Origin of the sequence: Pseudomonas sp. AE27 (assembly GCF_037113495.1) — a bacterium.
Classification (GTDB): Bacteria; Pseudomonadota; Gammaproteobacteria; order Pseudomonadales; family Pseudomonadaceae; genus Aquipseudomonas; species Aquipseudomonas palmensis.
The window spans coordinates 772,262-798,667 of the sequence record NZ_CP146966.1; the positions used below are offsets into that span (position 1 = coordinate 772,262).

21 protein-coding genes are annotated in these 26,406 nt (G+C 63.4%); 15 read left to right on the forward strand and 6 right to left on the reverse strand.

Features of this window, described 5'->3' with window-relative positions:
• The first annotated feature begins 32 nt into the window (after window positions 1–32).
• Entirely contained in the window at window positions 33–1,952 is a 1,920-nt protein-coding gene (locus tag V9K84_RS03610; RefSeq protein WP_043864573.1) for an ATP-binding cassette domain-containing protein, read from the forward strand.
• A gap of 42 nt (window positions 1,953–1,994) precedes the next feature.
• Here the strand turns inward: V9K84_RS03610 and V9K84_RS03615 are convergent, their stop codons facing one another.
• Complete coding sequence (locus tag V9K84_RS03615; RefSeq protein WP_043864572.1) at window positions 1,995–2,438, reverse strand: universal stress protein; 444 nt, start codon at window positions 2,436–2,438, stop codon at window positions 1,995–1,997.
• A gap of 108 nt (window positions 2,439–2,546) precedes the next feature.
• Between V9K84_RS03615 and V9K84_RS03620 the strand changes: the two genes are divergently transcribed.
• From V9K84_RS03620 to V9K84_RS03655, 8 genes are all read left to right on the forward strand, one after another.
• On the forward strand, window positions 2,547–2,984 hold the full coding sequence (locus tag V9K84_RS03620) for a hypothetical protein (RefSeq protein WP_088514231.1): 438 nt from the start codon (window positions 2,547–2,549) through the stop codon (window positions 2,982–2,984).
• Between the two features lie 438 nt (window positions 2,985–3,422).
• Window positions 3,423–5,570, forward strand: coding sequence for a fatty acid oxidation complex subunit alpha FadB (fadB, locus tag V9K84_RS03625; RefSeq protein ID WP_043864570.1), 2,148 nt, complete (start codon window positions 3,423–3,425; stop codon window positions 5,568–5,570).
• 29 nt (window positions 5,571–5,599) lie between these two features.
• Window positions 5,600–6,775 (forward strand): acetyl-CoA C-acyltransferase FadA, encoded by a 1,176-nt coding sequence (fadA, locus tag V9K84_RS03630; RefSeq protein ID WP_043864569.1) that lies wholly within the window; start codon window positions 5,600–5,602, stop codon window positions 6,773–6,775.
• Between the two features lie 79 nt (window positions 6,776–6,854).
• Window positions 6,855–7,106, forward strand: a complete 252-nt coding sequence (locus V9K84_RS03635; RefSeq protein WP_043864568.1) for a DUF1653 domain-containing protein — start codon at window positions 6,855–6,857, stop codon at window positions 7,104–7,106.
• A 100-nt stretch (window positions 7,107–7,206) separates the two neighbouring features.
• Window positions 7,207–9,813 carry a type I DNA topoisomerase gene (gene topA, locus V9K84_RS03640; protein ID WP_043864567.1) on the forward strand — a complete coding sequence of 869 codons (2,607 nt, stop codon included), beginning with the start codon at window positions 7,207–7,209 and terminating at the stop codon, window positions 9,811–9,813.
• Between the two features lie 139 nt (window positions 9,814–9,952).
• The gene (locus V9K84_RS03645) at window positions 9,953–10,705 is read left to right on the forward strand and encodes an HAD-IB family hydrolase (protein ID WP_078479602.1); all 753 of its coding nucleotides are present in this window, start codon (window positions 9,953–9,955) and stop codon (window positions 10,703–10,705) included.
• An 89-nt stretch (window positions 10,706–10,794) separates the two neighbouring features.
• Entirely contained in the window at window positions 10,795–11,316 is a 522-nt protein-coding gene (locus V9K84_RS03650) for a DUF6586 family protein (RefSeq protein WP_054916191.1), read from the forward strand.
• Window positions 11,317–11,366: 50 nt separating this feature from the next.
• The gene (locus V9K84_RS03655) at window positions 11,367–11,603 is read left to right on the forward strand and encodes a hypothetical protein (RefSeq protein WP_043864565.1); all 237 of its coding nucleotides are present in this window, start codon (window positions 11,367–11,369) and stop codon (window positions 11,601–11,603) included.
• A 66-nt stretch (window positions 11,604–11,669) separates the two neighbouring features.
• Here V9K84_RS03655 and sulA read toward each other — a convergent pair whose 3' ends face one another.
• Window positions 11,670–12,152, reverse strand: coding sequence for an SOS-induced cell division inhibitor SulA (sulA, locus tag V9K84_RS03660; RefSeq protein ID WP_054916190.1), 483 nt, complete (start codon window positions 12,150–12,152; stop codon window positions 11,670–11,672).
• An 18-nt stretch (window positions 12,153–12,170) separates the two neighbouring features.
• Window positions 12,171–12,779 carry a transcriptional repressor LexA gene (gene lexA / locus V9K84_RS03665; protein WP_043864563.1) on the reverse strand — a complete coding sequence of 203 codons (609 nt, stop codon included), beginning with the start codon at window positions 12,777–12,779 and terminating at the stop codon, window positions 12,171–12,173.
• A 228-nt stretch (window positions 12,780–13,007) separates the two neighbouring features.
• On the opposite strand from lexA, the gene V9K84_RS03670 reads away from it, so the two are divergent.
• The 3 genes from V9K84_RS03670 to nagZ are packed head-to-tail and all read left to right on the forward strand — an operon-like array spanning window position 13,008 to window position 15,312.
• Window positions 13,008–13,721, forward strand: coding sequence for a TetR/AcrR family transcriptional regulator (locus V9K84_RS03670; protein ID WP_043864562.1), 714 nt, complete (start codon window positions 13,008–13,010; stop codon window positions 13,719–13,721).
• Window positions 13,722–13,766: 45 nt separating this feature from the next.
• Window positions 13,767–14,291, forward strand: a complete 525-nt coding sequence (locus tag V9K84_RS03675; RefSeq protein WP_178075059.1) for a L,D-transpeptidase — start codon at window positions 13,767–13,769, stop codon at window positions 14,289–14,291.
• A 22-nt stretch (window positions 14,292–14,313) separates the two neighbouring features.
• Entirely contained in the window at window positions 14,314–15,312 is a 999-nt protein-coding gene (gene nagZ, locus V9K84_RS03680) for a beta-N-acetylhexosaminidase (RefSeq protein ID WP_173925092.1), read from the forward strand.
• Window positions 15,313–15,385: 73 nt separating this feature from the next.
• Here nagZ and V9K84_RS03685 read toward each other — a convergent pair whose 3' ends face one another.
• The 3 genes from V9K84_RS03685 to mfd are packed head-to-tail and all read right to left on the reverse strand — an operon-like array spanning window position 15,386 to window position 22,077.
• Window positions 15,386–18,040 (reverse strand): DEAD/DEAH box helicase, encoded by a 2,655-nt coding sequence (locus V9K84_RS03685; protein ID WP_088514230.1) that lies wholly within the window; start codon window positions 18,038–18,040, stop codon window positions 15,386–15,388.
• Window positions 18,041–18,044: 4 nt separating this feature from the next.
• The gene (locus V9K84_RS03690; RefSeq protein ID WP_088514229.1) at window positions 18,045–18,617 is read right to left on the reverse strand and encodes a CsiV family protein; all 573 of its coding nucleotides are present in this window, start codon (window positions 18,615–18,617) and stop codon (window positions 18,045–18,047) included.
• A 10-nt stretch (window positions 18,618–18,627) separates the two neighbouring features.
• A complete protein-coding gene (gene mfd, locus V9K84_RS03695; RefSeq protein ID WP_043864558.1) occupies window positions 18,628–22,077 on the reverse strand; it encodes a transcription-repair coupling factor in 3,450 nt (1,149 codons plus the stop codon).
• A gap of 180 nt (window positions 22,078–22,257) precedes the next feature.
• On the opposite strand from mfd, the gene V9K84_RS03700 reads away from it, so the two are divergent.
• The 3 genes from V9K84_RS03700 to sthA all read left to right on the forward strand — a co-directional run bounded on the left by V9K84_RS03700 (window position 22,258) and on the right by sthA (window position 26,381).
• Window positions 22,258–23,721 (forward strand): glyceraldehyde-3-phosphate dehydrogenase, encoded by a 1,464-nt coding sequence (locus tag V9K84_RS03700; RefSeq protein ID WP_043864557.1) that lies wholly within the window; start codon window positions 22,258–22,260, stop codon window positions 23,719–23,721.
• A gap of 166 nt (window positions 23,722–23,887) precedes the next feature.
• Complete coding sequence (locus V9K84_RS03705) at window positions 23,888–24,799, forward strand: FAD:protein FMN transferase (RefSeq protein WP_080922958.1); 912 nt, start codon at window positions 23,888–23,890, stop codon at window positions 24,797–24,799.
• A 187-nt stretch (window positions 24,800–24,986) separates the two neighbouring features.
• Entirely contained in the window at window positions 24,987–26,381 is a 1,395-nt protein-coding gene (gene sthA, locus V9K84_RS03710; RefSeq protein ID WP_043864555.1) for a Si-specific NAD(P)(+) transhydrogenase, read from the forward strand.
• Window positions 26,382–26,406: the final 25 nt, after the last annotated feature.

Below are 26,406 nucleotides of genomic sequence, written 5' to 3' on the forward strand. Positions count from 1 at the left end.
GTAGAATGCGCCCCCGGTTTTTGGAGAAGATCATGACCCTGCTCAAATTAAGCGATGTGTCCCTTGCGTTCGGCGCCATGCCGTTGCTGGACAAGGTGTCCTGGCAGATCGCCCGTGGTGAGCGGGTCTGCATCATCGGCCGCAACGGCACGGGCAAGTCGAGCATGCTGCGCCTGGTCAAGGGCGACCAGAAGCCCGACGAAGGCGATGTGTGGCGTGCCCCGGGCCTGAAGATCGGCGAGCTGCCGCAGGAACTGCCGGTGGCCGACGGGCGCACCGTGTTCGATGTGGTTGCCGAAGGCCTGGACGGTGTCGGTGCATTGCTCGCCGAGTATCACCACCTGAGCCAGAACATTCACACCGACGCCGACCTGGAAAAGCTCATGCACGTGCAGAGCGACCTTGAGGCGCGCGATGGCTGGCGCTTGCAGCAACTGGTCGACAGCACCCTGAGCCGCCTGCAGCTGCCGGCCGACAAGACCCTGGCCGAGCTGTCCGGTGGTTGGCGTCGGCGTGTGCTGCTGGCCCAGGCGCTGGTGTCCGAGCCCGACCTGCTGCTGCTCGACGAACCGACCAACCACCTGGACATCGGTGCCATCGCCTGGCTTGAAGATGCCCTGAGCGGTTTTGGCGGCGCCGTGCTGTTCATTACCCACGACCGTTCCTTCCTGCAGAACCTGGCCACGCGCATCCTCGAACTGGACCGAGGCGGGTTGATCGACTGGAACGGCGACTACGCCAGCTTCCTGGTGCACAAGGAAGCTGCGTTGGCTGCCGAAGAGACTGCCAACGCGCTGTTCGACAAGAAACTGGCCCAGGAAGAGGTGTGGATCCGCCAGGGCATCAAGGCCCGGCGTACCCGCAACGAAGGCCGCGTGCGCGCCCTGAAGGCACTGCGTGTGGAACGCAGCGAGCGTCGCGAGCGCCAGGGCAAGGCCAACATCCTGCTCGACGTGGCGGAAAAGTCCGGCAAGCAGGTGATGGTGCTGGAAAACGTCAGCTTCGCCCACCCCGATGGCCCTTACCTGGTCAAGGATTTCTCGATGGTCCTGCAGCGCGAGGACCGTATCGGCCTGCTGGGTGCCAACGGTACCGGCAAGACCACGCTGCTCAAGCTGATGCTGGGCGACCTGGAGCCAAGCTCGGGCAAGGTGGAGTCGGGCACGCGTCTCGAAGTGGCCTACTTCGACCAGTTGCGCCATCAGCTTGACCTGGAAAAGACCGTGATCGAGAACATGGCCGAAGGCCGTGACTTCATCGAGATCGATGGGCAGAACCGTCACGTACTGAGCTACCTGGGCGACTTCCTGTTCAGCCCCCAGCGTGCACGCACGCCGGTCAAGGCGTTGTCCGGTGGCGAGCGTGCGCGCCTGCTGCTGGCCAAGCTGTTCAGCAAGCCGGCCAACCTGCTGGTGCTCGACGAGCCGACCAACGACCTGGACGTGGAAACCCTGGAGCTGCTCGAAGAGGTGCTGGCGGGTTTCAAGGGCACCGTGCTGATGGTCAGTCACGACCGGGCGTTCCTCGACAACGTGGTCACCAGCACCCTGGTGTTCGAAGGCGAGGGCAAGGTGCGTGAGTACGTGGGCGGCTATCAGGATTGGATTCGCCAGGGCGGTTCGCCCAAGCTGCTCGGCGTGACCGAAAGCAAGTCGGGCAAGTCCGAGCTCAACAGTGCGGTGGTCGAGGCCGTTGCACCCGAGCCTGCGGCAGCGCCGGTGGTCAATGAAGGCAAGAAGAAGCTCAGCTACAAGCTGCAGCGCGAGCTGGAGGCTCTGCCGGGGCAGATCGATGCCCTGGAGCAGAAGATGGCTGCGGTGCAGGCGGAGATTTCCGATGCAGGCTTCTATCAGCGGCCAATCGACCAGACCACCGCCGTGCTGGCCAGCCTCGAGAAGCTGCAGGGCGAGCTGGACACACTGGTGGAGCGTTGGGCCGAGCTCGACAGCTGATATGAAGAAGGCCCGCTGTGTCCAACAGCGGGCCTTCTGGTATCAGTCGGCCTTCTTCTGCAGGCGTACCGCCAGCACATCGCACGGTGCGCCGTGCAGCACGTCATTGGCGGTGGAGCCCAGCAGCAGCGCCAGGCCGTGGCGGCCATGGCTGCCGACCACGATCAGGTCGCACTTCTGGTCCTTGGCCAACTGGTGAATCTCCTGGCGAGGCTGGCCGTAGGTCAGGTGGGAATCGCCGCGGTTGATCTCCGGATACTTGTTGAACAGGCGGTCCATGCGCTCCTTGGCCTGGTCGAACTGTTGCTGCTGCAGTTGCGACAGGTCCATCGGCACGTCGCCGCCGAAGGCCATGGCCATGGGCTCGACGATATGTACCAGGGAAACCTTGGTGCCGTTGGGCGTGGCCAGCTCGCGAGCGCGCTTGATCACCGGGTCGCATTCTTCGGTCAGGTCGACGGCGACCAGAATGTGTTCGTAGGGCATGAGGGCTCTCCTGACAATCGCGATAGTTAAAGTATGGTCGGTTTCAGGCTGATCGCATCGATGTCGGCTAACCAGCTCATTTGCAAAGTCTTTATAGGAATAACAGATATGACGTTCTGGGTAGTAGTGTCAATCCTTGCGCTGATGCTCAGCCCCATGGTCTGGCTGTTGCCCTCGCGTCGCACCAGCGGGCGCATGGCCCTGCGCCTGGAGGCGCGGCGCATGGGGCTGGCCATGCAGCTTACCCCGCAAACCTGGCCGCACTGGCTGCCCGAAGAGCCGCCGCACACCTGCGCGCAGTATCATTGTGCGCGCCGTCGCGGGCATGCCGACAGCTGGAGCTACTGGCAGGTGACACCAGGGGTGTGGCTCAACCAGTGGCGCGAGCCCTGCGAGGATGCGCGCGTGCTCGAGCACCTGTCGCGCCTGCCGGCGAGTGTCTACAAGGTCGAGGCCAACCCGCAGATGATCGCGTTGTGCTGGGGAGAGAAGGGGGATGCCGCAGTGTTGCAGGACATTGCCCGGTTGCTCAAGGCGCTGGCGTGACCCGTGAGTCGTGTGATTGAACGCCAGGGCCAGCCCCATGGCGGGGCCGGCAACTGAATAAAAAAGGCCAGGCAGGCCGGAAACTTCTTCGATGCCCTCAGTGTAGCTGCGCTTTATCCCTTCGCTGCTTCTCTCATGCGTATCCATGGCCGATCACCTGCATGAATGATGGCCAATCACCTACAGGCTGAACCCGCACCCCTTCGCTCAAAATGACCGTAAAGTCGCGTTTTGCTCGTGCTTTTGGGTATTTGACAACGGCAGGCTTTTCGGTGAATGTGTCCGTACCCAAATCAAACGGGCGTATGAATTGAGCGTTTGTATGTCACATGACGCTCGCAGAATCCCGACTATCGCGCTGACGGGTGTGCCTGGTGCCGAATTTCGTGCCAGCGTTCGGCGTGTACAGTTCAGCTTCCATATCGTGGAGATCAGTTGATGATTTACGAAGGTAAAGCCATCACGGTTAAGGCTCTTGAAAGCGGCATCGTCGAACTGAAGTTCGACCTCAAGGGTGAGTCCGTCAACAAGTTCAACCGTCTTACCCTGAATGAATTGCGTCAGGCCGTAGACACCATCAAGGCAGATGCGTCGATCAAAGGTGTGATCGTCAGCAGCGGCAAGGACGTGTTCATTGTCGGCGCCGACATCACCGAATTCGTCGACAACTTCAAGCTGCCGGATGCGGAGCTGGTTGCAGGCAACCTCGAAGCCAACAGAATCTTCAGCGATTTCGAAGATCTCGATGTACCGACCGTTGCCGCCATCAACGGCATCGCGCTGGGCGGCGGCCTGGAAATGTGCCTGGCGGCCGACTTCCGCGTCATGTCGACCAAAGCCAAGATCGGCCTGCCTGAAGTCAAGCTGGGTATCTACCCGGGCTTCGGCGGTACCGTACGCCTGCCGCGCCTGATCGGCGCCGACAATGCCATCGAATGGATTGCCGCCGGCAAGGAGAACCGCCCTGAAGACGCACTGAAAGTCGGTGCCGTCGATGCAGTGGTGGTCCCGGAGAAACTTCAGGAAGCTGCCCTGGAACTGATCAAGCGCGCCATCAGCGGCGAGCTCGACCACAAGGCCAAGCGCCAGCCGAAGCTGGAAAAGCTCAAGCTCAACGCCATCGAGCAGATGATGGCCTTCGAGACCGCCAAGGGTTTCGTGGCAGGTCAGGCAGGCCCGAACTATCCGGCGCCGGTCGAAGCCATCAAGACCATTCAGAAAGCCGCCAACTTCGGGCGTGACAAGGCACTGGAAGTCGAGGCCGCCGGCTTCGTCAAACTGGCCAAGACCTCGGCAGCCCAGAGCCTGATCGGCCTGTTCCTGAACGATCAGGAACTGAAGAAAAAGGCCAAGGCCTACGACGAGATCGCCCAGGACGTGAAGCAGGCCGCCGTACTCGGCGCCGGCATCATGGGTGGCGGCATCGCCTATCAGTCGGCCTCCAAAGGCACGCCGATCCTGATGAAGGACATCAACGAGCACGGTATCGAGCAGGGCCTGGCCGAAGCCGCCAAGCTGCTGGTCAGCCGCGTCGACAAGGGTCGCATGACCGCCGCGAAAATGGCTGAAGTGCTCAACGGCATCCGTCCGACCCTGTCCTACGGCGACTTCGGTCATGTGGACCTGGTGGTGGAAGCCGTGGTCGAAAACCCCAAGGTCAAGCAGGCCGTGCTGGCCGAGGTCGAAGACCAGGTCAAGGCGGACACCATCCTGGCTTCCAACACCTCGACCATTTCCATCAGCCTGCTGGCCAAGGCCCTCAAGCGTCCGGAAAACTTCGTCGGCATGCACTTCTTCAACCCGGTGCACATGATGCCGCTGGTGGAAGTGATCCGTGGCGAGAAGTCCAGCGAACTGGCGGTGGCCACTACCGTTGCCTATGCCAAGAAGATGGGCAAGAACCCGATCGTGGTCAACGACTGCCCGGGCTTTCTGGTCAACCGCGTGCTGTTCCCGTACTTCGGCGGTTTCGCCAAGCTGGTGAGCGCCGGTGTGGACTTCGTGCGCATCGACAAGATCATGGAAAAATTCGGCTGGCCGATGGGCCCGGCGTACCTGATGGACGTGGTCGGCATCGACACCGGCCACCATGGCCGCGACGTGATGGCCGAGGGCTTCCCGGACCGCATGAAGGATGACCGTCGTTCGGCCATCGACGTGCTCTACGAAGCCAAGCGCCTGGGCCAGAAGAACGGCAAAGGTTTCTATGCCTACGAGGCCGACAAGCGCGGCAAGCAGAAGAAGGTTGCCGACCCGTCGGTGCTCGAAGTGCTCAAGCCGATTGTCTACGAGCAGCGTGAAGTCAGCGACGAGGACATCATCAACTGGATGATGATCCCGCTGTGCCTGGAGACCGTGCGCTGCCTGGAAGACGGCATCGTCGAGACGGCGGCCGAGGCCGACATGGGCCTGGTCTACGGCATCGGTTTCCCTCCGTTCCGTGGCGGTGCACTGCGCTACATCGATTCGATCGGTGTGGCCGCGTTCGTTGCCCTGGCTGACCAGTACGCCGACCTGGGCGCGCTGTACCACCCCACCGAGAAGCTGCGCGAGATGGCCAAGAACGGCCAGAGCTTCTTCGGTTAAGCGCCCAACGACTAGAGCGAGAATATTGTATGAGCTTGAATCCAAGAGACGTCGTGATCGTCGACTTCGGTCGTACGCCGATGGGCCGCTCCAAGGGCGGCATGCACCGCAACACCCGCGCCGAAGACATGTCGGCGCACCTGATCAGCAAGCTGCTGGAGCGCAACGTCAAGGTCGACCCGAGTGAAGTCGAGGACGTGATCTGGGGCTGCGTGAACCAGACCCTGGAGCAGGGCTGGAACATCGCGCGCATGGCTTCGCTGATGACCCAGATCCCGCACACTGCGGCCGGCCAGACTGTCAGCCGCCTGTGCGGTTCGTCGATGAGCGCGCTGCACACGGCTGCCCAGGCGATCATGACCGGCAACGGCGATGTGTTCGTGGTCGGCGGTGTCGAGCACATGGGCCACGTGAGCATGATGCACGGCGTGGACCCCAACCCGCACATGTCGCTGTATGCGGCCAAGGCCTCGGGCATGATGGGCCTGACCGCCGAGATGCTGGGCAAGATGCATGGCATCAGCCGTGAGCAGCAGGACGCCTTCGGTCTGCGTTCGCACCAGCTCGCCCACAAGGCGACGGTCGAAGGCAAGTTCAAGGACGAAATCATCCCGATGCAGGGCTATGACGAGAACGGCTTCCTCAAGGTCTTCGACTACGACGAAACCATTCGCCCGGACACCACCCTGGAAAGCCTGGCGGCGTTGAAGCCGGCGTTCAACCCCAAGGGCGGCACCGTGACAGCGGGTACCTCCTCGCAGATCACCGACGGCGCCTCGTGCATGATCGTGATGTCGGCCCAGCGTGCCCAGGACCTGGGCATCCAGCCGCTGGCGGTGATCCGCTCGATGGCGGTGGCCGGCGTGGACCCTGCGATCATGGGCTACGGCCCGGTGCCGGCAACCCAGAAAGCCCTCAAGCGTGCGGGCCTGAGCATTGCCGATATCGACTTCTTCGAGCTCAACGAAGCCTTCGCTGCACAGGCCCTGCCGGTGCTCAAGGATCTGAAAGTGCTCGACAAGATGGATGAGAAGGTTAACCTGCACGGCGGCGCAATCGCCCTGGGTCACCCTTTCGGTTGCTCCGGTGCGCGGATTTCCGGCACTCTGCTCAATGTCATGAAGCAGAATGGCGGTACCCTGGGTGTTTCGACCATGTGCGTCGGCCTTGGTCAGGGGATCACCACCGTCTTCGAACGCATCTAAGCGTTTCGTTGTCGGAAGCCGGGGCCTTGTGCCCCGGTTTTTTGCTTTTTGCAGATTTTTTTTCAAGAGGGTTGGCAGCATGCAGATACAACCAGGCGTATACCGGCATTACAAAGGGCCTGAGTATCGTGTATTCGGTGCCGCGCGCCATTCCGAGACCGAGGAGTGGGTGGTGTTCTACCAGGCCCTGTACGGCGATTTCGGCCTGTGGGTACGCCCGCTTTCGATGTTCACCGAGTCGGTCGAGGTTGACGGCGAGCACGTGCCGCGCTTTGCTTTGGTCGAGGCCGAACCCGAGCGGTTTTCGCGTGCCGATGCGCAAGTGGGCTAACCTTCGGCGCTTGACCTCACTCTGTTGCCACTATATATAGCGGTGCCACGTCAGGTACCTGCCGTGTTTTTATTTTCGTTATTCAGGAATTTTCCGATCCATGGGCAAATCGCTGGTCATTGTGGAATCCCCGGCTAAGGCCAAGACCATCAACAAGTACCTGGGCAACCAGTACGTGGTGAAGTCGAGTATCGGCCATATCCGAGACCTGCCCACCAGCGGTTCCGCCAGCAAGGAGCCTGCTGCCAAGCGCGGCAAGGCTGCTGCCGGCGAGGCACCCGCGCTGTCGCCGAAAGAAAAGGCGCGCAAGCAACTGGTGGCGCGCATGGGCGTCGACCCGGACCACGGCTGGAAGGCCAAGTACGAGATCCTTCCGGGCAAGGAAAAGGTCATCGAGGAGTTGCGCCGCCTGGCCAAGGATGCCGACACCATCTATCTCGCAACCGACTTGGATCGCGAGGGGGAAGCCATTGCCTGGCACCTGCGCGAAGCCATCGGTGGGGATGACAGCCGCTACAAGCGCGTGGTGTTCAACGAAATCACCAAGAAGGCCATCCAGGAGGCCTTCTCCCAGCCGGGCGAGCTGGACATCGACCGTGTCAATGCACAGCAGGCGCGTCGCTTCCTCGACCGCGTGGTGGGCTACATGGTCTCGCCACTGCTGTGGCAGAAGATCGCCCGTGGCCTGTCGGCCGGCCGGGTGCAGTCGGTGGCCGTGAAGCTGGTGGTGGAGCGTGAGCGCGAGATTCGCGCATTCATCCCCGAAGAGTACTGGGAAGTGCACGCCGACCTGGGTACTGCCAAGGACGCCAAGGTGCGCTTCGAGGTGGCTCGCCAGAACGGCGAGGCCTTCAAGCCGCTCAACGAAGCCCAGGCCATGGCCGCGCTGGAGAAGCTCAAGGCTTCCAGCTACACCATTGCCAAGCGTGAAGACCGCCCGACCAGCAGCAAGCCCTCGGCGCCGTTCATCACCTCGACCCTGCAGCAGGCGGCGAGCAATCGCCTCGGCTTCGGGGTGAAGAAGACCATGATGATGGCCCAGCGTCTGTACGAAGCCGGCTACATCACCTACATGCGTACCGACTCGACCAACCTTTCGGTCGATGCGGTGGAAATGGCGCGCAGCTACATCGAAAGCGAGTTCGGCAAGAAGTACCTGCCAGAAGCGCCGATCGTCTACGGCAGCAAGGAAGGCGCACAGGAAGCGCACGAAGCGATCCGACCTTCGGATGTGGCCACGCACCCGACCAAGCTCAGCGGCATGGAGCGTGATGCCGAGCGTCTGTACGAGCTGATCTGGCGCCAGTTCCTGGCCTGCCAGATGCCGCCGGCGCAGTACCTGTCGACCACCGTCAGCGTCACGGCGGGCGAGTTCGAGTTGCGTGCCAAGGGCCGTATCCTCAAGTTCGACGGTTACACCCGTGTGTTGCCGCAGCAGAGCAAGCCGGGCGATGACGATGTACTGCCGGAAATGAACCAGGGCGAAGTGCTCAAGCTCATCAAGCTCGACCCGAGCCAGCACTTCACCAAGCCGCCAGCACGTTTCTCGGAAGCGAGCCTGGTCAAGGAAATGGAAAAACGCGGTATCGGTCGCCCATCGACCTACGCGGCGATCATCTCCACCATCCAGGACCGTGGCTATGTGACCCTGCACAACCGCCGCTTCTACTCCGAGAAGATGGGCGACATCGTGACCGAGCGTCTGTCCGAGAGCTTTTCCAACCTGATGGACTATGGCTTCACCGCCGGCATGGAAGAGAACCTCGACGATGTGGCCCAGGGCGAGCGCGACTGGAAAAACGTGCTGGACGAGTTCTATGGCGACTTCAGCAAGAAGCTGCAACTGGCTGAAGATGCCGAAAAGGGCATGCGTGCCAACCAGCCGACCCCGACCAACATTGCCTGCAAGGAATGCGGCAGGCACATGATGATCCGCACAGCCTCCACGGGTGTGTTCCTCGGTTGCTCGGGCTACAGCCTGCCGCCCAAAGAGCGTTGCAAGGCCACCGTGAACCTGGTGCCAGGTGACGAGATTGCCGCCGACGACGAGGGCGAGTCCGAGTCGCGCGTGCTGTTGGGCAAGCACCGCTGCCCGATCTGCGCCACGGCGATGGACGCCTACCTGCTCGATGAGAAACACAAGCTGCACATCTGCGGCAACAACCCCGATTGCACGGGCTACGAGATCGAGGAAGGCAGCTACCGCATCAAGGGCTACGAGGGCCCGAGCCTTGAGTGCGACAAGTGCGGCAGCGAGATGCAGCTCAAGACCGGTCGTTTCGGCAAGTTCTTCGGCTGTACCAACCCGGAGTGCAAGAACACCCGCAAGCTGCTCAAGAGCGGCGAGGCGGCGCCGCCGAAGATGGACGCGGTGAAGATGCCGGAGCTCAAGTGCGAGAAGGTCAACGACACCTATGTGTTGCGTGACGGGGCTTCGGGCCTGTTCCTGGCCGCCAGCCAGTTCCCGAAGAACCGCGAGACCCGCGCCCCCCTGGTGATGGAGATCGTGCCGCACAAGGACGAGATCGATCCGAAGTATCACTTCCTCTGTGAAGCGCCGAAGAAGGACCCGGACGGTCGCCCGACGGTGATCCGCTACAGCCGCAAGACCAAGGAGCAGTATGTGCAGACCGAGGTCGACGGCAAGCCGACCGGCTGGCGAGCGTTCTATGACGGCAAGGCGTGGAAGGTGGAAGACAAGCGCTAAGCGATAGAATCGGCTACAAGAGGCTGCATCTGGTGATCCTGGACGCAGCCTTTTTTTTAGTCAGGTCAGCGAACGGTTGTGAGGTTTGATCGGGACGTTTCTCCGCCAGGGCTGTACACCATCGAGCAGAGGCAAGCAGATGAGTCAGGAAATGTTGGAAGCAGGGCCGCAGTCGGCCAGAATCCTGTCGGTGTTCGATTTCGATGGCACGCTGACCCGCCGTGACAGCTTTGTACCTTTTTTGAGATTCGCTTTCGGCAACGGCTTTTTTGCTCGCCGCATGCTGCGGATGATCTGGCCAAGCCTGCGCTATATGGGGCGGCGGATCAGCCGCGATGAACTCAAGGCCCAGTTGATCCAGACGTTTCTTGCGGGTGTGAAAGAGCAATGGGTCGCGCAGAAGGCGGTGGCGTTCAAGTCGCAGGCGTGGGCCCGGCTCATGCGCCCGCAGGGCGTGATTTCGGTGAAACAGGAACTGGCCTCTGGTGCTGAGGTGACGATCTGTTCGGCATCGCCGGCGCTGGTGCTCAAGCCCTTTGCCGAACAGTTGGGCATCAAGCTGATCGGCACCGAGCTGGAGGTGATCGATGGCGTGCTGACCGGCAGGATCAGTGGCGACAACTGCCGCTGCGAAGCCAAGGTTCTGCGCCTGGAGGCGGTTTACGGGGTGCTGACGCAGTACCGCATGCGCGCCTGGGGCGACACGCGGGGCGACCATGAGCTGCTGGCCGCGGCTCAGGACGCACACTGGCGGCACTTTCATCCCGCGTGGCAGCGTGGCCGCCTGCGCATCGAAAAGATCTACGGCCCGGTCACCCCGGCCACGTCGAAAGAGTCGGCTGCAACCACGGTTGGCGGTTTGCCGCGCAACGATGACCGCAAGGGCGGTTGAGCCTCACGCCTGCGGTGATTCAGCTTGCGCGCCTGCGATCCATCACAGAAACTGAGCCCCCGCCTCACACTCCCTCGGAGCGCGCCTCGATGGCCCAGGAACTCTATACCCGTACCAACCAGAAGATCTATTTCGCCGGTCTGGCCCTGGAGGCACTGGGCAAGGCGCAGGACAGTCGCGCCATGAACGCCCAGGCGCAGACCCAGGCCGAGCGGGAGTCTGCGCTGTTTCACCTGTATGGTGCGCTGTTGGGGCTGTGTCATGAGATCGGTGGCTATTATCGCTTGCCCCAGGCCGGCGCGCTGCGTGCCGAGCAACTGCTGAGCCGTGAAGTACTGGCGACCATCGCCATTCCCGAGCTGGCTGAACTGGTCGAACTCGCCGAACAGCCTGAAACCTGGCTGGCGCAACTGCTCAGGGCTTATGCCGATTTGTTCCGACCACCTGTCGCGAGCAAGGCGCCCAAAGGTGATGTGACCCAACCGTTGATTCAGGCCGTGAGCTTGGATGAACCCGAGGCGCCAGCGCTGTCGCGCGAAGAACTGGAGAGCTGGCGGCAGAATCTCAAACGCCTCGTGGTGCGTTTTCGCGAAGGTCTGAGTGAGTGCTGATCCTGCCAGTGGCTGGTACAATGCCGGCCTTTCCTGGAGAACAGTCTTTTATGCCCACGTCCTTTCTAGAAATTGTAGAGTTGCCTGACGGTCGCATCGAGTTGCGCCGCGCCGAGGACGAGGGGTCGTTGGTAACCCTGGATTTTTCGGAAGATGCCAAGGCGTTCCTGCAGGGCCAACACGTCGAGGTGGCCAAGGCCATGCTCAGCGTTGGTGTGCAGATGGCCGGCAAGTTGGTTGAAGGCGAGATCGAACAGGAACATGCAGGCCCACGGGTTCTGCACTGACCGTCAGTATCCGGCTTCCTCGTCCTGAGGAAGCCTGCTGCATACCCTTCGAGCGTTCAGCGAGTATCAGCCCAGGCGGATATTCAGGCTTTGTGCGTCACCCGCACGGGCAGCATTGGTCAGTTGCAGGCGGGCGCCGTTGCTGACCGGATTGAACCAGGTGACCACCGTATGGCTGCGCCCCAGGCGCAGGGCGTCACAGGCCAGTTGCAGCGCACTCTGGTTGCCGCGAGGCTGCAGCAGCAGTATGCGTTCGCGGTTGAGCCCTGCGTCCCTCAGCCAGGCCTGGGTGAGGCTACCGGGTGGGGCGATCAGGGTAAGCCAGCGGGCGTCATGCTCTTCACTCAGCTCGCTCAGGTCGCGTAGCACCGGTGCCAGCAGGCTTTGGCAGTGCTCCAGCGCGCCACGCAAGGACAGCTCGCTGAATGCCTGCGGCTTGTTGCTTTGCCGGGCGGGCTGCCTGGTTTTGACCCGCGGCAGTACCGGCTGGGCCAGGAATGCTTCGAACAAGGGCAACTGTGCTTGCTGTGGTACGTGGGGGAACTGCATGACGCCTCCTTATTAGCATTAGCGGCGGATAACGCCGACGCTCAAGCCCTCGATGACCAGGTCCTGCTCTTTCAGGTTGACTTCGATAGGGGCGAATTCGGGGTTCTCGGCGATCAGCCAGACCTTGTTGCCTTCCCGTTTGAAGCGCTTGACCGTGACTTCGTCACCCAGGCGGGCTACGACGATCTGACCATTGCGCGCTTCGCGGCAGGTGTGTACGGCCAGCAGGTCGCCGTCGACGATGCCGACGTCCTTCATGCTCATGCCGTGCACGCGCAGCAGGTAGTCGGCGCGGGGGTGGAAGAAGGCCGGGTTGATGGCGCAGGATTCCTCGATGTGCTGCTGGGCGAGGATAGGGGCACCCGCGGCCACGCGGCCAATGATGGGCAGGGCGTTTTCATCGGGCTTGCTCTCGAGCCCCGGAATGCGGATGCCGCGCGAGGCACCAGGGGTCATCTCGATTGCACCCTTGCGGGCCAGTGCCTTCAGATGCTCTTCGGCGGCGTTGGGGGATTTGAACCCCAGTTCCTGGGCGATTTCCGCGCGGGTGGGCGGGAAGCCGTTGTCTTCGAGGCAGCGCTTGATGAAAGCCAGAATCTCAGCTTGGCGTGGCGTCAGTTTTAGCATGTCGATCGCTCTGTCTTTTTATACAGTGACTGGGATTATATACAGTGATAGCGGCAAGCTACAAGCGGCAAGCTCCAAGCGTGCCCGCAGTTGCCTGCCGCTTCCGGCTTGTGGCTTGTCGCTGCCTTCAATACCATGACCGGCCGGGCACAAAACGCCCGTGCGTACTTGACAGAACCCTGCCTTGAAACGTATGTTTCAAACAAGTGTTTGTCTCGCGGAGTAGTCATGGCCCAGTCGGAAACCGTTGAACGCATTCTCGATGCTGCCGAGCAGCTGTTCGCGGAAAAAGGTTTTGCCGAAACCTCATTGCGGCTGATCACCAGCAAGGCCGGCGTCAACCTGGCGGCGGTGAACTACCATTTCGGTTCGAAGAAGGCGCTGATTCAGGCGGTCTTCTCGCGTTTTCTAGGGCCGTTCTGCCAGAGCCTGGAGCGTGAGCTCGAGCGGCGCCAGGCGCGCCCCGAGCACAAGCCCAGCCTTGAAGAACTGCTGGAGATGCTGGTCGAGCAGGCGCTGGTGGTGCAGCCGCGCAGCGGCAATGACCTGTCGATCTTCATGCGCCTGCTGGGCCTGGCCTTCAGCCAGAGCCAGGGCCACTTGCGTCGTTACCTCGAAGACATGTACGGCAAGGTGTTCCGCCGCTACATGCTGCTGGTCAACGAGGCCGCGCCGCAGATTCCTCCCCTTGAACTGTTCTGGCGCGTGCATTTCATGCTCGGCGCTGCAGCGTTCAGCATGTCGGGCATCAAGGCCCTGCGCGCGATTGCCGAGACCGATTTCGGGGTCAATACCTCGATCGAGCAGGTCATGCGCCTGATGGTGCCGTTCCTGGCCGCCGGCATGCGTGCCGACAGCGGGGTCACGGACGAGGCGATGGCGGCGGCGCAGTTGCGTCCGCGCAGCAAGACCAGCCACGCCCCGGTGCCGGCAAAGGCCTGATTCCCCGGCTGGGCGGCACAGCCGGCTTCGGCTAAGCTAGCGCCCATGCCTATTCTCGATTTGCTGCACATTTCCATCGCCGACCAGTGCCTTTATGGGTTCGCCCAGGGGCGACTGGCGGTGCGTCTTGCGGTGTCCACCGCACTCAATGGCCCGGGCGAGCACAACGGCTCCGGTTGTACACCGCGCGGGCTGCATCAGGTGCGTGCGAAGATCGGCGCGGGCTTGCCCCAGGGCGCGGTGCTGCGCGGGCGTCGCTGGACCGGCGAGGTCTGGACGCCCGACCTGCACGCGCAGTTCCCTGGGCGCGACTGGATCCTCTCGCGCATTCTCTGGCTCAGCGGTCGCGAGCCGGGGCGCAACCGCCTCGGGCCGGTGGATACGTTCCGCCGCTATATCTACCTGCACGGCACGCCCGACAGCGAACCCATGGGTGTGCCGTTGTCCCACGGCTGCATACGCCTGCGCAACGCCGACCTGGTAGCGCTGTTCGACCGGGTGTCTGTGCATTGCCCGGTACAGATCGAAGAAGCCGCCTGCCCCCAGTGGGCGAGCGCGCCCCTCAACTGAAGGATCATTTATGAGTACCCGCCTGCAAGGCTCCCTGATGGTCGACGTGGCCGGCACCTGGCTGACTGCCGAAGACCGCCACCTGCTGCGTCAGCCCGAAGTGGCCGGCCTGATCATCTTTGCCCGCAACATCGAATGCCCGCGCCAGGTGCGCGAACTGAGTGCGTCGATCCGTGCCGTGCGCCCGGACCTGATCCTGGCCGTGGACCAGGAGGGTGGTCGCGTACAGCGCCTGCGCCAGGGCTTCGTGCGCTTGCCCGCGATGCGTGCGATTGCCGACAACCCCAATGCCGAGCGCCTGGCCGAACACTGCGGCTGGCTGATGGCAACCGAAGTGCTGGCGGTAGGGCTCGACTTGAGCTTTGCCCCGGTGCTGGACCTTGACCACCAGCGCAGCGCGGTGGTTGGCAGTCGCGCCTTCGAGGGTGACCCGCAGCGCGCCACCTTGCTTGCCGGTGCCTTCATTCGCGGCATGAACGCGGCGGGCATGGCGGCCTGCGGCAAGCACTTCCCGGGGCATGGCTGGGCCGAGGCGGATTCGCATGTGGCGATACCCACAGACGAGCGCAGCCTGGAGCAGATCCGCGCAGCCGACCTGGTGCCGTTCACGCGCCTGAGCGGGCAGTTGGCGGCGGTGATGCCGGCGCATGTGATCTATCCACAGGTCGACAACCAGCCGGCCGGCTTCTCGCGGCGCTGGCTGCAGGAGATTCTGCGTGGCGAGTTGGGCTTTGACGGGGTGATCTTCAGCGATGACCTGTCGATGGCCGGTGCGCATGTGGTGGGGGACGCCGCCAGCCGTATCGAGGCGGCGCTGAGTGCCGGTTGCGACATGGGCCTGGTGTGCAATGATCGGGCGGCTGCCGAGCTTGCGTTGTCCGCGGCGCAGCGGTTGAGGGTGAGGCCGTCGCCGCGGATCGCGCAGATGCGCGGGCAGGGTTTTGCGCGTACCGATTACCGCCAGCAGCCCCGCTGGCTGGAGGCGCTTGGCGCGCTGAAGGATGCACAACTGATCGACTGAGGTCCTGCGCCGGCAAGGCTGGCTCCTGCAGGTGCTGCGATACCTGTAGGAGCCGGCCTTGCCGGCGAAAGGCTCAACTAATTTTCGCGGCCTGCCGCTTCCCGGGCAACGGCGCAAACAGCGCATCAATGTCTTCATCCGCCAGCTTCCAGTCCCCCGCCTGACGCCCCTCCAGCAAGCCTGCAGCCAGCGCTGCCTTCTCCTGTTGCAACTTCTGGATCTTCTCTTCCACCGTGCCCCGTGTAATCAGCTTGTAGACGAACACCGGCTTGTCCTGGCCGATGCGGTAGGCGCGGTCGGTGGCCTGGTTTTCGGTGGCCGGGTTCCACCACGGGTCATAGTGGATCACCGTGTCGGCCGCGGTGAGGTTGAGGCCGGTGCCGCCCGCTTTGAGGCTGATCAGAAACAGTGGCGTCTGCAGGCTCTGGAACTGCTGCACCGGGGTGCGCCGGTCGCGGGTTTCACCGGTCAGCAGGCTGTAGCGGACGCCACGCTTGTGCAGCTCCTGCTCGATCAGTTCGAGCATCGAGGTGAACTGCGAGAACAGCAGGATGCGTCGCCCTTCGCTGAGCAGTTCGTCGAGCATCTGCATCAGGCTGCCCAGCTTGCCCTTGTCCGAATGGGTGGTTCTTGGCGCAATGCTTTTGACCAGGCGCAGATCGCAGCACACCTGACGCAGCTTGAGCAACGCATCCAGAATCACGATCTGGCTGCGTGCCGCGCCGTTGCGGGTGATTTCCTCGCGGACCTTCCTGTCCATCGCCACCCGCACCGTTTCGTAGGTGTCGCGCTGCGCGTCGCTCAGCTCCACCCAATGCACGATCTCGGTCTTGGCCGGCAGTTCGCGGGCCACCTGTTCCTTGGTGCGGCGCAGCAGGAATGGCTTGATGCGCGCGGCAAGATGCGCCATGCGCTCGACGTCGCCATGGCGTTCGACAGGGGTGCGGTAATCGCGGCTGAAGGCCTTGCTGTCGCCCAGCCAGCCGGGTAGCAGGAAGTGGAAGATCGACCACAGTTCGCCCAGGTTGTTTTCCATCGGTGTGCCGGTCAGGCACAGGCGCTGGTTGGCCTGGATCTCGCGCGCCGCTTCGGCGGCCTTGCTGTTGGCGTTCTTGATGTTCTGCGCTTCATCCAGAATCAGCAGGTGCCAGGGCTGCGCGGTGAAGTGAGCCAGGTCGCGGGGCAGCAGGGCGTAGGTGGTCAGTACCAGGTCGTACTGGTCAAGGTCGGCGAAGTGTCGGGTGCGGCCGGGGCCATGCAGGGCCAGCACGCGCAGCTGCGGGGTGAAGTGCTGCGCCTCGTCGAGCCAGTTGGGGATCAGGCTGGTCGGCATCACGGCCAGGGCAGGGCGCTGCAGGCGCCCCGCGTTCTTTTCGGTGAGCAGGTGCGCCAGGGTCTGCAGGGTCTTGCCCAGGCCCATGTCGTCGCCTAGGATCCCGCCGACCTCCAGTTCGCGCAGGGTCTGCAACCAGTTCAGGCCTTCGAGCTGGTAGGGTCGCAGCGTGGCGTTCAGGCCCTCGGGGGCGGCGATGTCGGTACGCCTGGACTCGCGCAGGCGGCGGGCAAAGTCGCGTACCCGGTCGCCGCCGCGCCAGGTCAGCGCCATGTCGTCGATGCTGCTCAGGCGCGCGGCATCCGGCGCTGCCAGGCGCAGCGAAGGCCCGCTGTCATTGCCCAGGTACAGCTCGCCCAGGGTGGCCATCAGCGGCTTGATGCGTGCGTAGGGCAAGGCCACGCGCAGCGCCGGGCTGTCATGGCGGGCGCGGTTCAGGTCGATCAGCAGGTACTCGTCGTCGCTGCGCCGGGCCAGTTCGCTGGGGCGCAGCAGTTCGGGGTTGCTGCGCAGCAGGTGCAGCACGATCGGCAGCAGGCTGTGGCGCTGGCCGTTGACCACGATGCCCAGCTCCAGGTCGAACCATTCGCGCCCCGGCGCTTCCTCGACATCGGCGTACCAGTCGTCGATGTCATGCAGGTTGAAGGCGAAGTCGGGCCTCACTTCCACCTCCCAGCCGGCTGCACGCAGGGTATCGATGCCGGTGCGGGCGAACTGCAGCCAGGCCTGGTCGTCGGCCATCTGCAGCATTTCGCCGGCGCTGTCGGGCAATGCCTTGCTCTGGCGCGTGGCAACGCTGAAGCCCATTTTCTTCAAGGTCTGGCGCAGCGCCTTTTCGGCGTCTGGCTGACGCTGGATACGCTGGCGGACGTTGCCGTCGATACGGATGACTTCGCTGCTGCTCTTGTCGCTGGTGCGCTGCCCGTCATAGGTGAACGCCAGTGCCGCACGGTGTTGCAACTGGCGCTGCATCTTGCCGGTCTTGGGCATGTAGGCGGTGAATTCGTAGCTGCCCAGGGTGAGGTGCGCAACAGCCGGTACATTTTCGATGACCTGGTTCTGGTAGGTCGCCGTGGCTGGAGGCGGCGGAAAGTCGTTGGCCGTCAGCCGCTCCGTCAGGGTGTACAGCGCCGCTGCGCAATGCTTGCAGTTCTGGCGGACAGGGCAGCTGCAGGTGGCGATCAGGAGGGGGTGAACGTCGCCTTCGATCAGCAGGGTCTGACGGTAGAGGTTGCCGCCGGACCCGTGGCACAGGGTTGTCGCGCCCTTGTCGTCAACCGAAACGAGCCTGACGCGCTTGTTGTCTGCATAGTCAAGCCCTCGGGTGAGGGTCTTGGGGCCGAATTGTTCGCGCCAGAGCTTGCTCTTGAGCGCGCGCTGCAGTGTGGTCGACATGGCTCTACTGTTCCATCATCTCCGCTTCAGCAGGAGAGGTGGTGCGTGTGCCGGCGGCGATCACTTTGAACAGGACCGCCAGGTGCCCGCCATCGAGGAAGGTCAGTTCGTTGTTCTTCACCGTGCTGTTGACCTGCCTGAGCTGTTCGCTCTGGATCACGCTGCCATTGCCATCGAGCTGGTTGACCCAGAAGTTGGCCTGCACTTCGATGAAACGGCCCTGCCTGAGGCTGACATTGCCTTCGACCGGGAAGTGGCCGAACTGCTCCTGGCCCTCGCTGATGGCAACCCGCGACGGTTCACTGCCTACCTGCTGCTGCCAGGCCCTGTGCAGCAGCACGGTGTAGTTACTGTCGGCGGCCAGCTTTTCGGCCTGTGCAGTCAGCACCGGCTTGCGCACGTCGTAGTCGCTGGGGGCCTTGGCGCCCTGGCGCCAGTCTTCCGGGGCGAACTGGCTGGTGATCGCGGGCACCGCATTCTGGCGCAGCAGGAACATCTCGACCTGGTACTGGCTGTCGGCAAAGGCGGCCGGCGCAATCAGCGCCAGCAGCAGGGTCAAGCTACGAATTGCACGCATGGATCATCCTTCAAGCGGGTTTCGGGGCGAGTCGTTCGAACAGCGCCTCCACTGTAGTAAAGCGTTCATCGGCGCGTTCCATGGGCACCATGAACTTGAACATCGTCGCGCCTTCGAACTTGTAGCGCTTGGGCTGGCCCTGGATCAGCTTGATCAGCACCAGCGGGTCGACCGGGGTCTCGGCCTCGAATTCCACCCGTCCGCCTTGCGGGCCGGCGTCGACCTTCTTGATGCCCAGCTTCTCGGCCTGCAGCTTGAGCAGGGTCAGGCGCACCAGGTTCTTGGTCGGCTCGGGCAGCAGCCCGAAACGGTCGATCATCTCCACCTGCAGATCCTTCAGGCCATCTTCGTCCACCGCCGAGGCGATGCGCTTGTACAGGATCAGGCGCGCATGCACGTCGGGCAGGTAGTCCTCGGGGATCAGTGCCGGTACGCGCAGGTTGATCTCCGGGCCGCCGCCCAGGGGCTGGTCGAGGTTGGGCTGGGTACCCTTGCGAATCGCCTTGACGGCGCGTTCGAGCATTTCCATGTAGAGGGTGAAGCCCACCGCCTGGATCTGCCCGCTCTGGCCTTCGCCCAGCAGTTCACCGGCGCCGCGGATCTCCAGGTCGTTGGTGGCCAGCACGAAGCCTGCGCCCAGGTCCTGGGTATTGGCGATGGCCTCCAGGCGCTTTTCGGCGTCGGGGGTGATCTGCTGGCGTGGGGGCGTCAGCAGGTAGGCATAGGCCTGGTGGTGGCTGCGCCCCACGCGGCCGCGCAACTGGTGCAGCTGGGCCAGGCCGAACTTGTCGGCACGCTCGATGATGATGGTGTTGGCGCTGGGCACGTCGATGCCGGTCTCGATGATGGTCGAGGCGATCAGCACGTTGAAGCGCTTGTGGTAGAAGTCGCTCATCACCTGTTCGAGTTCGCGTTCGCGCATCTGCCCGTGGCCGATACCGATGCGCGCCTCGGGTACCAGTTCGGCGAGGTCGGCGGCGCACTTCTCGATGCTCTTCACGTCGTTGTGCAGGTAGTACACCTGGCCGCCACGCAGCAGTTCGCGCAGCAGCGCCTCCTTGATGGTGCTCTTGTTCTGCTCCATCACGAAGGTGCGCACCGACAGCCGGCGTGCCGGCGGGGTGGCGATGATCGACAGGTCGCGCATGCCCGCCACCGCCATGTTCAGCGTGCGCGGGATCGGCGTGGCGGTCAGGGTCAGGATGTCGACTTCGCTGCGCAGCGCCTTGAGCTGCTCTTTCTGGCGCACGCCGAACCGGTGTTCCTCGTCGATGATGACCAGGCCCAGGTCCTTGAACTTGACGTCGTCCTGCAGCAGCTTGTGGGTGCCGATGACGATGTCGATCTTGCCTTCGGCAAGGTCCGCCACGGCGGCACCGACTTCCTTGGCCGACTTGAAGCGGCTCATCACTTCGACGGTTACCGGCCAGTCGGCAAAGCGGTCGCGGAAGCTGTTGTAGTGCTGCTGGGCGAGCAGGGTGGTGGGCACCAGTATCGCGACCTGGCGCCCGCCGTGCACGGCGATGAAGGCGGCGCGCATGGCCACTTCGGTCTTGCCGAAGCCGACATCGCCGCACACCAGGCGGTCCATCGGCTTGGCGGCGAGCATGTCCTCGCGTACCGCTTCGATGGCCGACTGCTGGTCCGGGGTTTCCTCGAACGGGAAGCCGGCACTGAAGGTGGCGTAGTCTACCGACGGGTCGGCAAACGCATAGCCCTTGCGCGCGGCGCGCCGGGCATAGATGTCGAGCAGCTCGGCAGCCACGTCGCGCACTTGTTCGGCCGCCTTGCGCTTGGCCTTCTGCCAGGTCTCGGAGCCCAGACGGTGCAGCGGTGCCAGCGCATCGTCGCTGCCGGTGTAGCGCGCGATCAGGTGCAGGTTGGCCACCGGCACGTACAGCTTGGCGCCTTCGGCGTATTCAAGGGTGAGAAACTCGGCGGCCTGGCCATCGATCTCCAGTGTCGCCAGGCCCAGGTAGCGGCCCACGCCATGGTCGATATGCACCACCGGGGCGCCTTCGCGCAGCTCGGTAAGGTTCTTGATCACCGCGTCGTTGTTGACGTCGCTGCGCTTCTCGCGGCGCCGCCGCTGCATCACGCGCTGGCCGAACAGCGGGCTCTCGGCAACCAGCGCCAGGGCCGGATCGTCCAGCAGCAGGCCGTCGTCCAGTGGTGCGATGGTGATTGCCAGGCGCTGCTTGCTGGCGACGAACTCGTGCCAGCCATCGACGGTTTGCGGGCGCAGTTTCAGGCGTTCGAGCAGTTCCAGCAGTACTTCGCGGCGCCCGGCCGATTCGGCGGTGAACAGCACACGACCGGGGAATTGCTCGAGGAACCCCGACAGCGCCGCCAGGGGCTGGTTGGCCTTGGCTTCGATGGCGAGGTTGGGCAGCGTCTGCGCGGCAAAGCGCTCGCGGCCGGGGCCGGCGTCGATGTCGTCCTGGCTGACCACCACCCGTGGCCAGCCCTTGAGCCGGGCGAAGCAGTCTTCCACCGGCATGAACAGCTCGGCAGGCGGCAGCAGAGGGCGGTTAGGGTCGATGCGCCGCTCTTCATAGCGGTTGCGTACATCGCTCCAGAAGTGCTCGGCGGCCTGTTCCACGCCGGGCAGGGAGAACACCTGGGTGTTTTCCGGCAGGTAGTCGAACAGGGTCGAGGTTTCCTCGAAAAACAGCGGCAGGTAGTACTCGATGCCGGCCGGCACGATACCGCTGCTCAGGTCCTGGAAGATCGGGCTGCGGCGAAAATCCACGTCGAAGCGCTCGCGAAAGCGCGCTTTGAAACGGGTGACTTCGTCTTTTTGCAGCGGGAACTCGCGGGCCGGCAGCAGGCGTACCGAGTCGACCTTGTCGATCGAGCGCTGGCTCTCCGGGTCGAAGGTGCGCAGGGTCTCGATCTCGTCATCGAACAGGTCGATGCGGTACGGCAGCTTGCTGCCCATCGGGAACAGGTCGATCAGGGCACCGCGCACCGCGAACTCGCCATGCTCGTACACGGTGTCGACGCAGCGGTAGCCGCTGGCCTCCAGGCGCGTGCGCATCTGTTCCACATCCAGCTTCTGGCCGATGTCCAGCACCAGGCTGCTGCCCAGCAGAAAGCGCGTGGGCGCCAGGCGGTGCAGTGCGGTGGTGATCGGCACCACGAGGATGCCGTGGTCCAGCTCCGGCAACCGGTACAGGCTGGCGATCCGCTGCGAAATGATGTCCTGGTGCGGCGAGAACAGGTCGTAGGGCAGGGTTTCCCAGTCGGGGAACGGCAGCACGGCCAGTTCCGGGGCGAAGAAACGCAGCTCCTGCTCCAGCCGGTCGGCGCTCTGGCTGTCGGCGGTCAGCAGCAGGGTGAAGCGCTTCGCGGCGCTGGCGGCCTCGGCGATGGCCAGGCTCAGGGCGGCACCGGGCAGGTTGCCCCAGGTGTGTTTGCCGGCACTGGCCGGCAGGTGAGGTAGACGCAGAACAGGCACGGGAGGTCGAGCTCCAAGCGTTGCGACAAAACGCCGATTGTACCGGGCGCGGGGCATTGCTGTCAGGTTTCAGCCGCCTGAATGTGGGGCCTGGATCATGCCGTGCGGCGCCGGCGACAGGCGCTCATTGCTCGAAGCGACGCGGGGCGTCATAATGTAGCCCCTTTTTTCTGTCCCTACATGTGGAAGGTTCCCGTGACTCAGAAGCCCGACCAGTGTCTTGGTGAGTGGATCGATCGTGAAGCGCTTGCAGAAGCGATGATCCCGCTTATCGGTCAGCTCTACCGCAATAACAATGTGGTGAGCTCGATCTATGGCCGTAGCCTGATCAACCGTTCGGTGATCGCGATCCTCAAAGCCCACCGCTTTGCCCGTCATCGCCAGACCGACGAAACCGAACTGTCTGTCCACGAGACATTCCCGCTGCTCAAGGCCATGAGCGAGCTCAAGCTGGGCGCCGCTTCGGTCGACCTGGGCAAGCTGGCCAACAAGTTCAAGCAAGAAGGCAACGGCCGCAGCGCCGAGCAGTTCGTGCGTGAAGAAATGGCCGACGTGGTTGGCCAGCAGAACGCCTCCGCACGCAAGGGCACCGACGTGGTCCTGTACGGCTTCGGTCGTATCGGCCGTCTGCTGGCGCGTATCCTGATCGAGAAGACCGGTGGTGGCGACGGCCTGCGCCTGCGTGCCATCGTGGTACGCAAGGGCGCCGAGAACGACCTGATCAAGCGTGCCAGCCTGCTGCGTCGTGACTCGGTGCACGGTCCGTTCGATGGCACCATCACCATCGACGAAGAAAACAACACCATCACCGCCAACGGCAACCTGATCCAGGTTATCTACGCGAAGAACCCGAGCGAAGTCGACTATACCCAGTACGGTATCGAGAACGCCCTGGTGGTCGACAACACCGGCGTCTGGCGCGATGCCGACGGCCTGGGCCAGCACCTGGCCTGCCCGGGTGCCGCACGCGTTATCCTCACCGCACCGGGCAAGGGCGCGCTGAAGAACATCGTGCACGGTATCAACCACGCCGACATCAGCCCTGACGACAAGATCATCTCGGCGGCTTCCTGCACCACCAACGCCATCGTGCCGGTGCTCAAGGCAGTCAACGACAAGTTCGGCATCGTCAACGGTCACGTCGAAACCGTTCACTCGTACACCAACGACCAGAACCTGATCGACAACTTCCACAAGGGCAGCCGCCGTGGTCGTTCCGCTGCGCTGAACATGGTCATCACCGAGACCGGCGCCGCCACTGCCGCCGCCAAGGCGCTGCCAGTGCTCAAGGGCAAGCTGACCGGTAACGCGATCCGCGTTCCGACGCCGAACGTCTCGATGGCGATCCTGAACCTGAACCTGGAAAAGGCCACCAGCCGCGACGAGATCAACGAGTACCTGCGCCAGATGGCCATGCACTCGGACCTGCACAAGCAGATCGACTTCGTCAGCTCGCAGGAAGTGGTTTCCAGCGACTTCGTCGGCTCGCGTCACGCCGGTGTGGTCGATGCCGAGGCCACCATCTGCAACGACAACCGCGTTGTACTGTACGTTTGGTACGACAACGAGTTCGGTTACAGCTGCCAGGTAGTGCGCGTGATGGAAGACATGGCCGGGGTCAACCCGCCAGCGTTCCCACGCTAAGCATCACGTTGCGTTGAAAGAACGGGAGCCTGCGGGTTCCCGTTTTTTTTGGCTTCAGAAAAGGAGGCGTCGTGTGAAAAAGGGATGGGCTGCGCTGCCTGCCCTGGTGGCATTGCTGGTCGGTTGCGAGCACAGGGATTCGATCGAGCGCATCAGTGGCCCGACCATGGGCAGCAGCTACACCGTGCAGTACGTGCGCAAGGCCGGCGGCCCGACGCCTGGGCAGGTGCAGCAGGAGGTCGAGGCGATCCTGCAGGGCATCGACCAGCGCTTCTCCACCTACCGCAGCGATTCACTGGTGGGGCAGTTCAACCAGTTGCCCGCCCACCGCTGCCAGGCGATGCCGGCCGACGTGCTGCAGCTTGTGCGGGTAGGTGAGCAGCTCTCGCGCCAGAGTGACGGGGCCTTCGATCTCACGGTGGAGCCGCTGCTCGACCTGTGGGGCTTCGGCCCCCAGGCGCGTGAAGAGAAGGTGCCCGATGCCCGGCGGCTGGCGCAGGTGCGCGAGCGGGTGGGGTATACCCACTTGCGTATCGAAGGCCAGCAACTGTGCAAGGACGCTGGCGTCGAGGTCGACTTCAACAGCATCGCCGCCGGGCATGCGGTCGACCTGATCGTGGCACGGATGCAAGCTCTGGGGGTCGAAAGCTTTCTGGTGGAAGCTACCGGTGAGCTCAAGGCAATGGGGCGCAAACCCGATGGCAGTGCCTGGCGCATTGCACTCGAACTGCCGCGCGACGATCTGCAGATAGCCCAGCAGGTGTTGCCGCTGGAGGGGTACGGGGTGTCCACGTCGGGTGACTACCGCAATTATTTCGAGGAGAATGGCCAGCGTTATTCGCATACCTTCGATGCGCGCCTGGGCACCCCGGTGGCCCATGCGCTGGCGGCGGTGACGGTGCTGGCGCCCACTGCGCTGATGGCTGACGGGTACTCGACCCTGTTGCTGATCCTGGGCCCGGAGCAGGGTTGGCGCTTCGCGGTCGAGCATCGGATTGCGGCAGTGTTCGTGAATCGGGTCGAGGGTGGGTTCGTTTCCCGGGCCACGCCAGCATTCAACAGCATTGCGGGGAAATGAAAGGCTTCGCCAGCAAGGCGGCCTACATGTAGTGCAGAGAAAAATAGCCTACGACGCGACCAAGGGTTAATGTGCGCGGCGTTCAAGCTTGATTAGACTGCACCCGAATTTTTGCATGGCGCCGATGGCGGCATGATGTAGCCCCGGAGGTCAATCTGGCGTCCGGGCCTGTTCTGAAGGAGTACGCATGGCTGTCTACAACTACGACGTAGTGGTGCTGGGTTCCGGCCCGGCAGGAGAAGGGGCGGCAATGAACGCCGCCAAAGCAGGACGCAAGGTAGCGATGGTCGATAGCCGTCGCCAGGTCGGCGGTAACTGCACCCATCTGGGCACCATCCCGTCCAAGGCCCTGCGTCACTCGGTGCGCCAGATCATGCAGTTCAACACCAACCCGATGTTCCGGGCCATCGGTGAGCCGCGCTGGTTCTCCTTCCCCGACGTGCTCAAAAGCGCCGAGAAGGTCATCTCCAAGCAGGTCGCCTCGCGCACTGGCTACTACGCCCGCAACCGCGTTGACGTGTTCTTCGGCACCGGCAGCTTCGCCGACGAGCAGACCATCGAAGTGGTCTGCGCCAACGGTGTGGTCGAGAAGCTGGTAGCCAAGCACATCATCATCGCCACCGGCTCGCGCCCGTATCGCCCGGCCGATATCGATTTCCACCACCCGCGCATCTACGATAGCGACACCATCCTGAGCCTGGGTCACACCCCGCGCAAACTGATCGTGTACGGCGCCGGCGTGATCGGCTGCGAGTACGCCTCGATCTTCAGCGGCCTGGGCGTGCTGGTGGAGCTGGTGGACAACCGCGGCCAGCTGCTGAGCTTCCTGGACTCGGAAATCTCCCAGGCCCTGAGCTATCACTTCAGCAACAACAACATCACCGTGCGCCACAACGAAGAGTACGAGCGCGTCGAAGGCCTGGACAACGGTGTGATCCTGCACCTGAAGTCGGGCAAGAAGATCAAGGCCGACGCCTTGCTGTGGTGCAACGGGCGTACCGGCAACACCGACCGCCTGGGCCTGGAAAACATCGGCGTGAAGGTCAACAGCCGTGGCCAGATCGAAGTGGACGAGGCCTACCGCACCTGCGTGCCGAACATCTATGGTGCCGGTGACGTGATCGGCTGGCCAAGCCTGGCCAGTGCCGCCCACGACCAGGGCCGCTCGGCCGCCGGCAGCATCGTCGACAATGGCAGCTGGCGCTTCGTCAACGACGTGCCGACCGGCATCTACACCATTCCGGAGATCAGCTCGATCGGCAAGAACGAGCAGGAGCTGACCCAGGCCAAGGTGCCGTACGAAGTGGGCAAGGCGTTCTTCAAGGGCATGGCCCGGGCGCAGATCGCCGGCGAGCCGCAAGGCATGCTCAAGATCCTGTTCCACCGCGAGACGCTGCAGATCCTCGGCGTGCACTGCTTCGGCTACCAGGCCTCGGAGATCGTGCACATCGGTCAGGCGATCATGGGCCAGCCGGGCGAGCAGAACACCCTGAAGTACTTCGTCAACACCACCTTCAACTACCCGACCATGGCCGAAGCCTATCGGGTTGCCGCCTACGACGGTCTCAACCGGCTTTTTTGAGCGGCTCCGGCCGGTGGCCTGAGCC

Excerpts from the sequence above, each read along its gene's own strand:
- V9K84_RS03610 (WP_043864573.1), top strand. The coding sequence starts at position 33 with ATGACCCTGCTCAAATTAAGCGATGTGTCCCTTGCGTTCGGCGCCATG.
- V9K84_RS03615 (WP_043864572.1), bottom strand. The coding sequence starts at position 2,438 with ATGCCCTACGAACACATTCTGGTCGCCGTCGACCTGACCGAAGAATGC.
- V9K84_RS03620 (WP_088514231.1), top strand. The coding sequence starts at position 2,547 with ATGACGTTCTGGGTAGTAGTGTCAATCCTTGCGCTGATGCTCAGCCCC.
- fadB (WP_043864570.1), top strand. The coding sequence starts at position 3,423 with ATGATTTACGAAGGTAAAGCCATCACGGTTAAGGCTCTTGAAAGCGGC.
- fadA (WP_043864569.1), top strand. The coding sequence starts at position 5,600 with ATGAGCTTGAATCCAAGAGACGTCGTGATCGTCGACTTCGGTCGTACG.
- V9K84_RS03635 (WP_043864568.1), top strand. The coding sequence starts at position 6,855 with ATGCAGATACAACCAGGCGTATACCGGCATTACAAAGGGCCTGAGTAT.
- topA (WP_043864567.1), top strand. The coding sequence starts at position 7,207 with ATGGGCAAATCGCTGGTCATTGTGGAATCCCCGGCTAAGGCCAAGACC.
- V9K84_RS03645 (WP_078479602.1), top strand. The coding sequence starts at position 9,953 with ATGAGTCAGGAAATGTTGGAAGCAGGGCCGCAGTCGGCCAGAATCCTG.
- V9K84_RS03650 (WP_054916191.1), top strand. The coding sequence starts at position 10,795 with ATGGCCCAGGAACTCTATACCCGTACCAACCAGAAGATCTATTTCGCC.
- V9K84_RS03655 (WP_043864565.1), top strand. The coding sequence starts at position 11,367 with ATGCCCACGTCCTTTCTAGAAATTGTAGAGTTGCCTGACGGTCGCATC.
- sulA (WP_054916190.1), bottom strand. The coding sequence starts at position 12,152 with ATGCAGTTCCCCCACGTACCACAGCAAGCACAGTTGCCCTTGTTCGAA.
- lexA (WP_043864563.1), bottom strand. The coding sequence starts at position 12,779 with ATGCTAAAACTGACGCCACGCCAAGCTGAGATTCTGGCTTTCATCAAG.
- V9K84_RS03670 (WP_043864562.1), top strand. The coding sequence starts at position 13,008 with ATGGCCCAGTCGGAAACCGTTGAACGCATTCTCGATGCTGCCGAGCAG.
- V9K84_RS03675 (WP_178075059.1), top strand. The coding sequence starts at position 13,767 with ATGCCTATTCTCGATTTGCTGCACATTTCCATCGCCGACCAGTGCCTT.
- V9K84_RS03685 (WP_088514230.1), bottom strand. The coding sequence starts at position 18,040 with ATGTCGACCACACTGCAGCGCGCGCTCAAGAGCAAGCTCTGGCGCGAA.
- V9K84_RS03690 (WP_088514229.1), bottom strand. The coding sequence starts at position 18,617 with ATGCGTGCAATTCGTAGCTTGACCCTGCTGCTGGCGCTGATTGCGCCG.
- V9K84_RS03700 (WP_043864557.1), top strand. The coding sequence starts at position 22,258 with ATGTGGAAGGTTCCCGTGACTCAGAAGCCCGACCAGTGTCTTGGTGAG.
- V9K84_RS03705 (WP_080922958.1), top strand. The coding sequence starts at position 23,888 with ATGGGCAGCAGCTACACCGTGCAGTACGTGCGCAAGGCCGGCGGCCCG.
- sthA (WP_043864555.1), top strand. The coding sequence starts at position 24,987 with ATGGCTGTCTACAACTACGACGTAGTGGTGCTGGGTTCCGGCCCGGCA.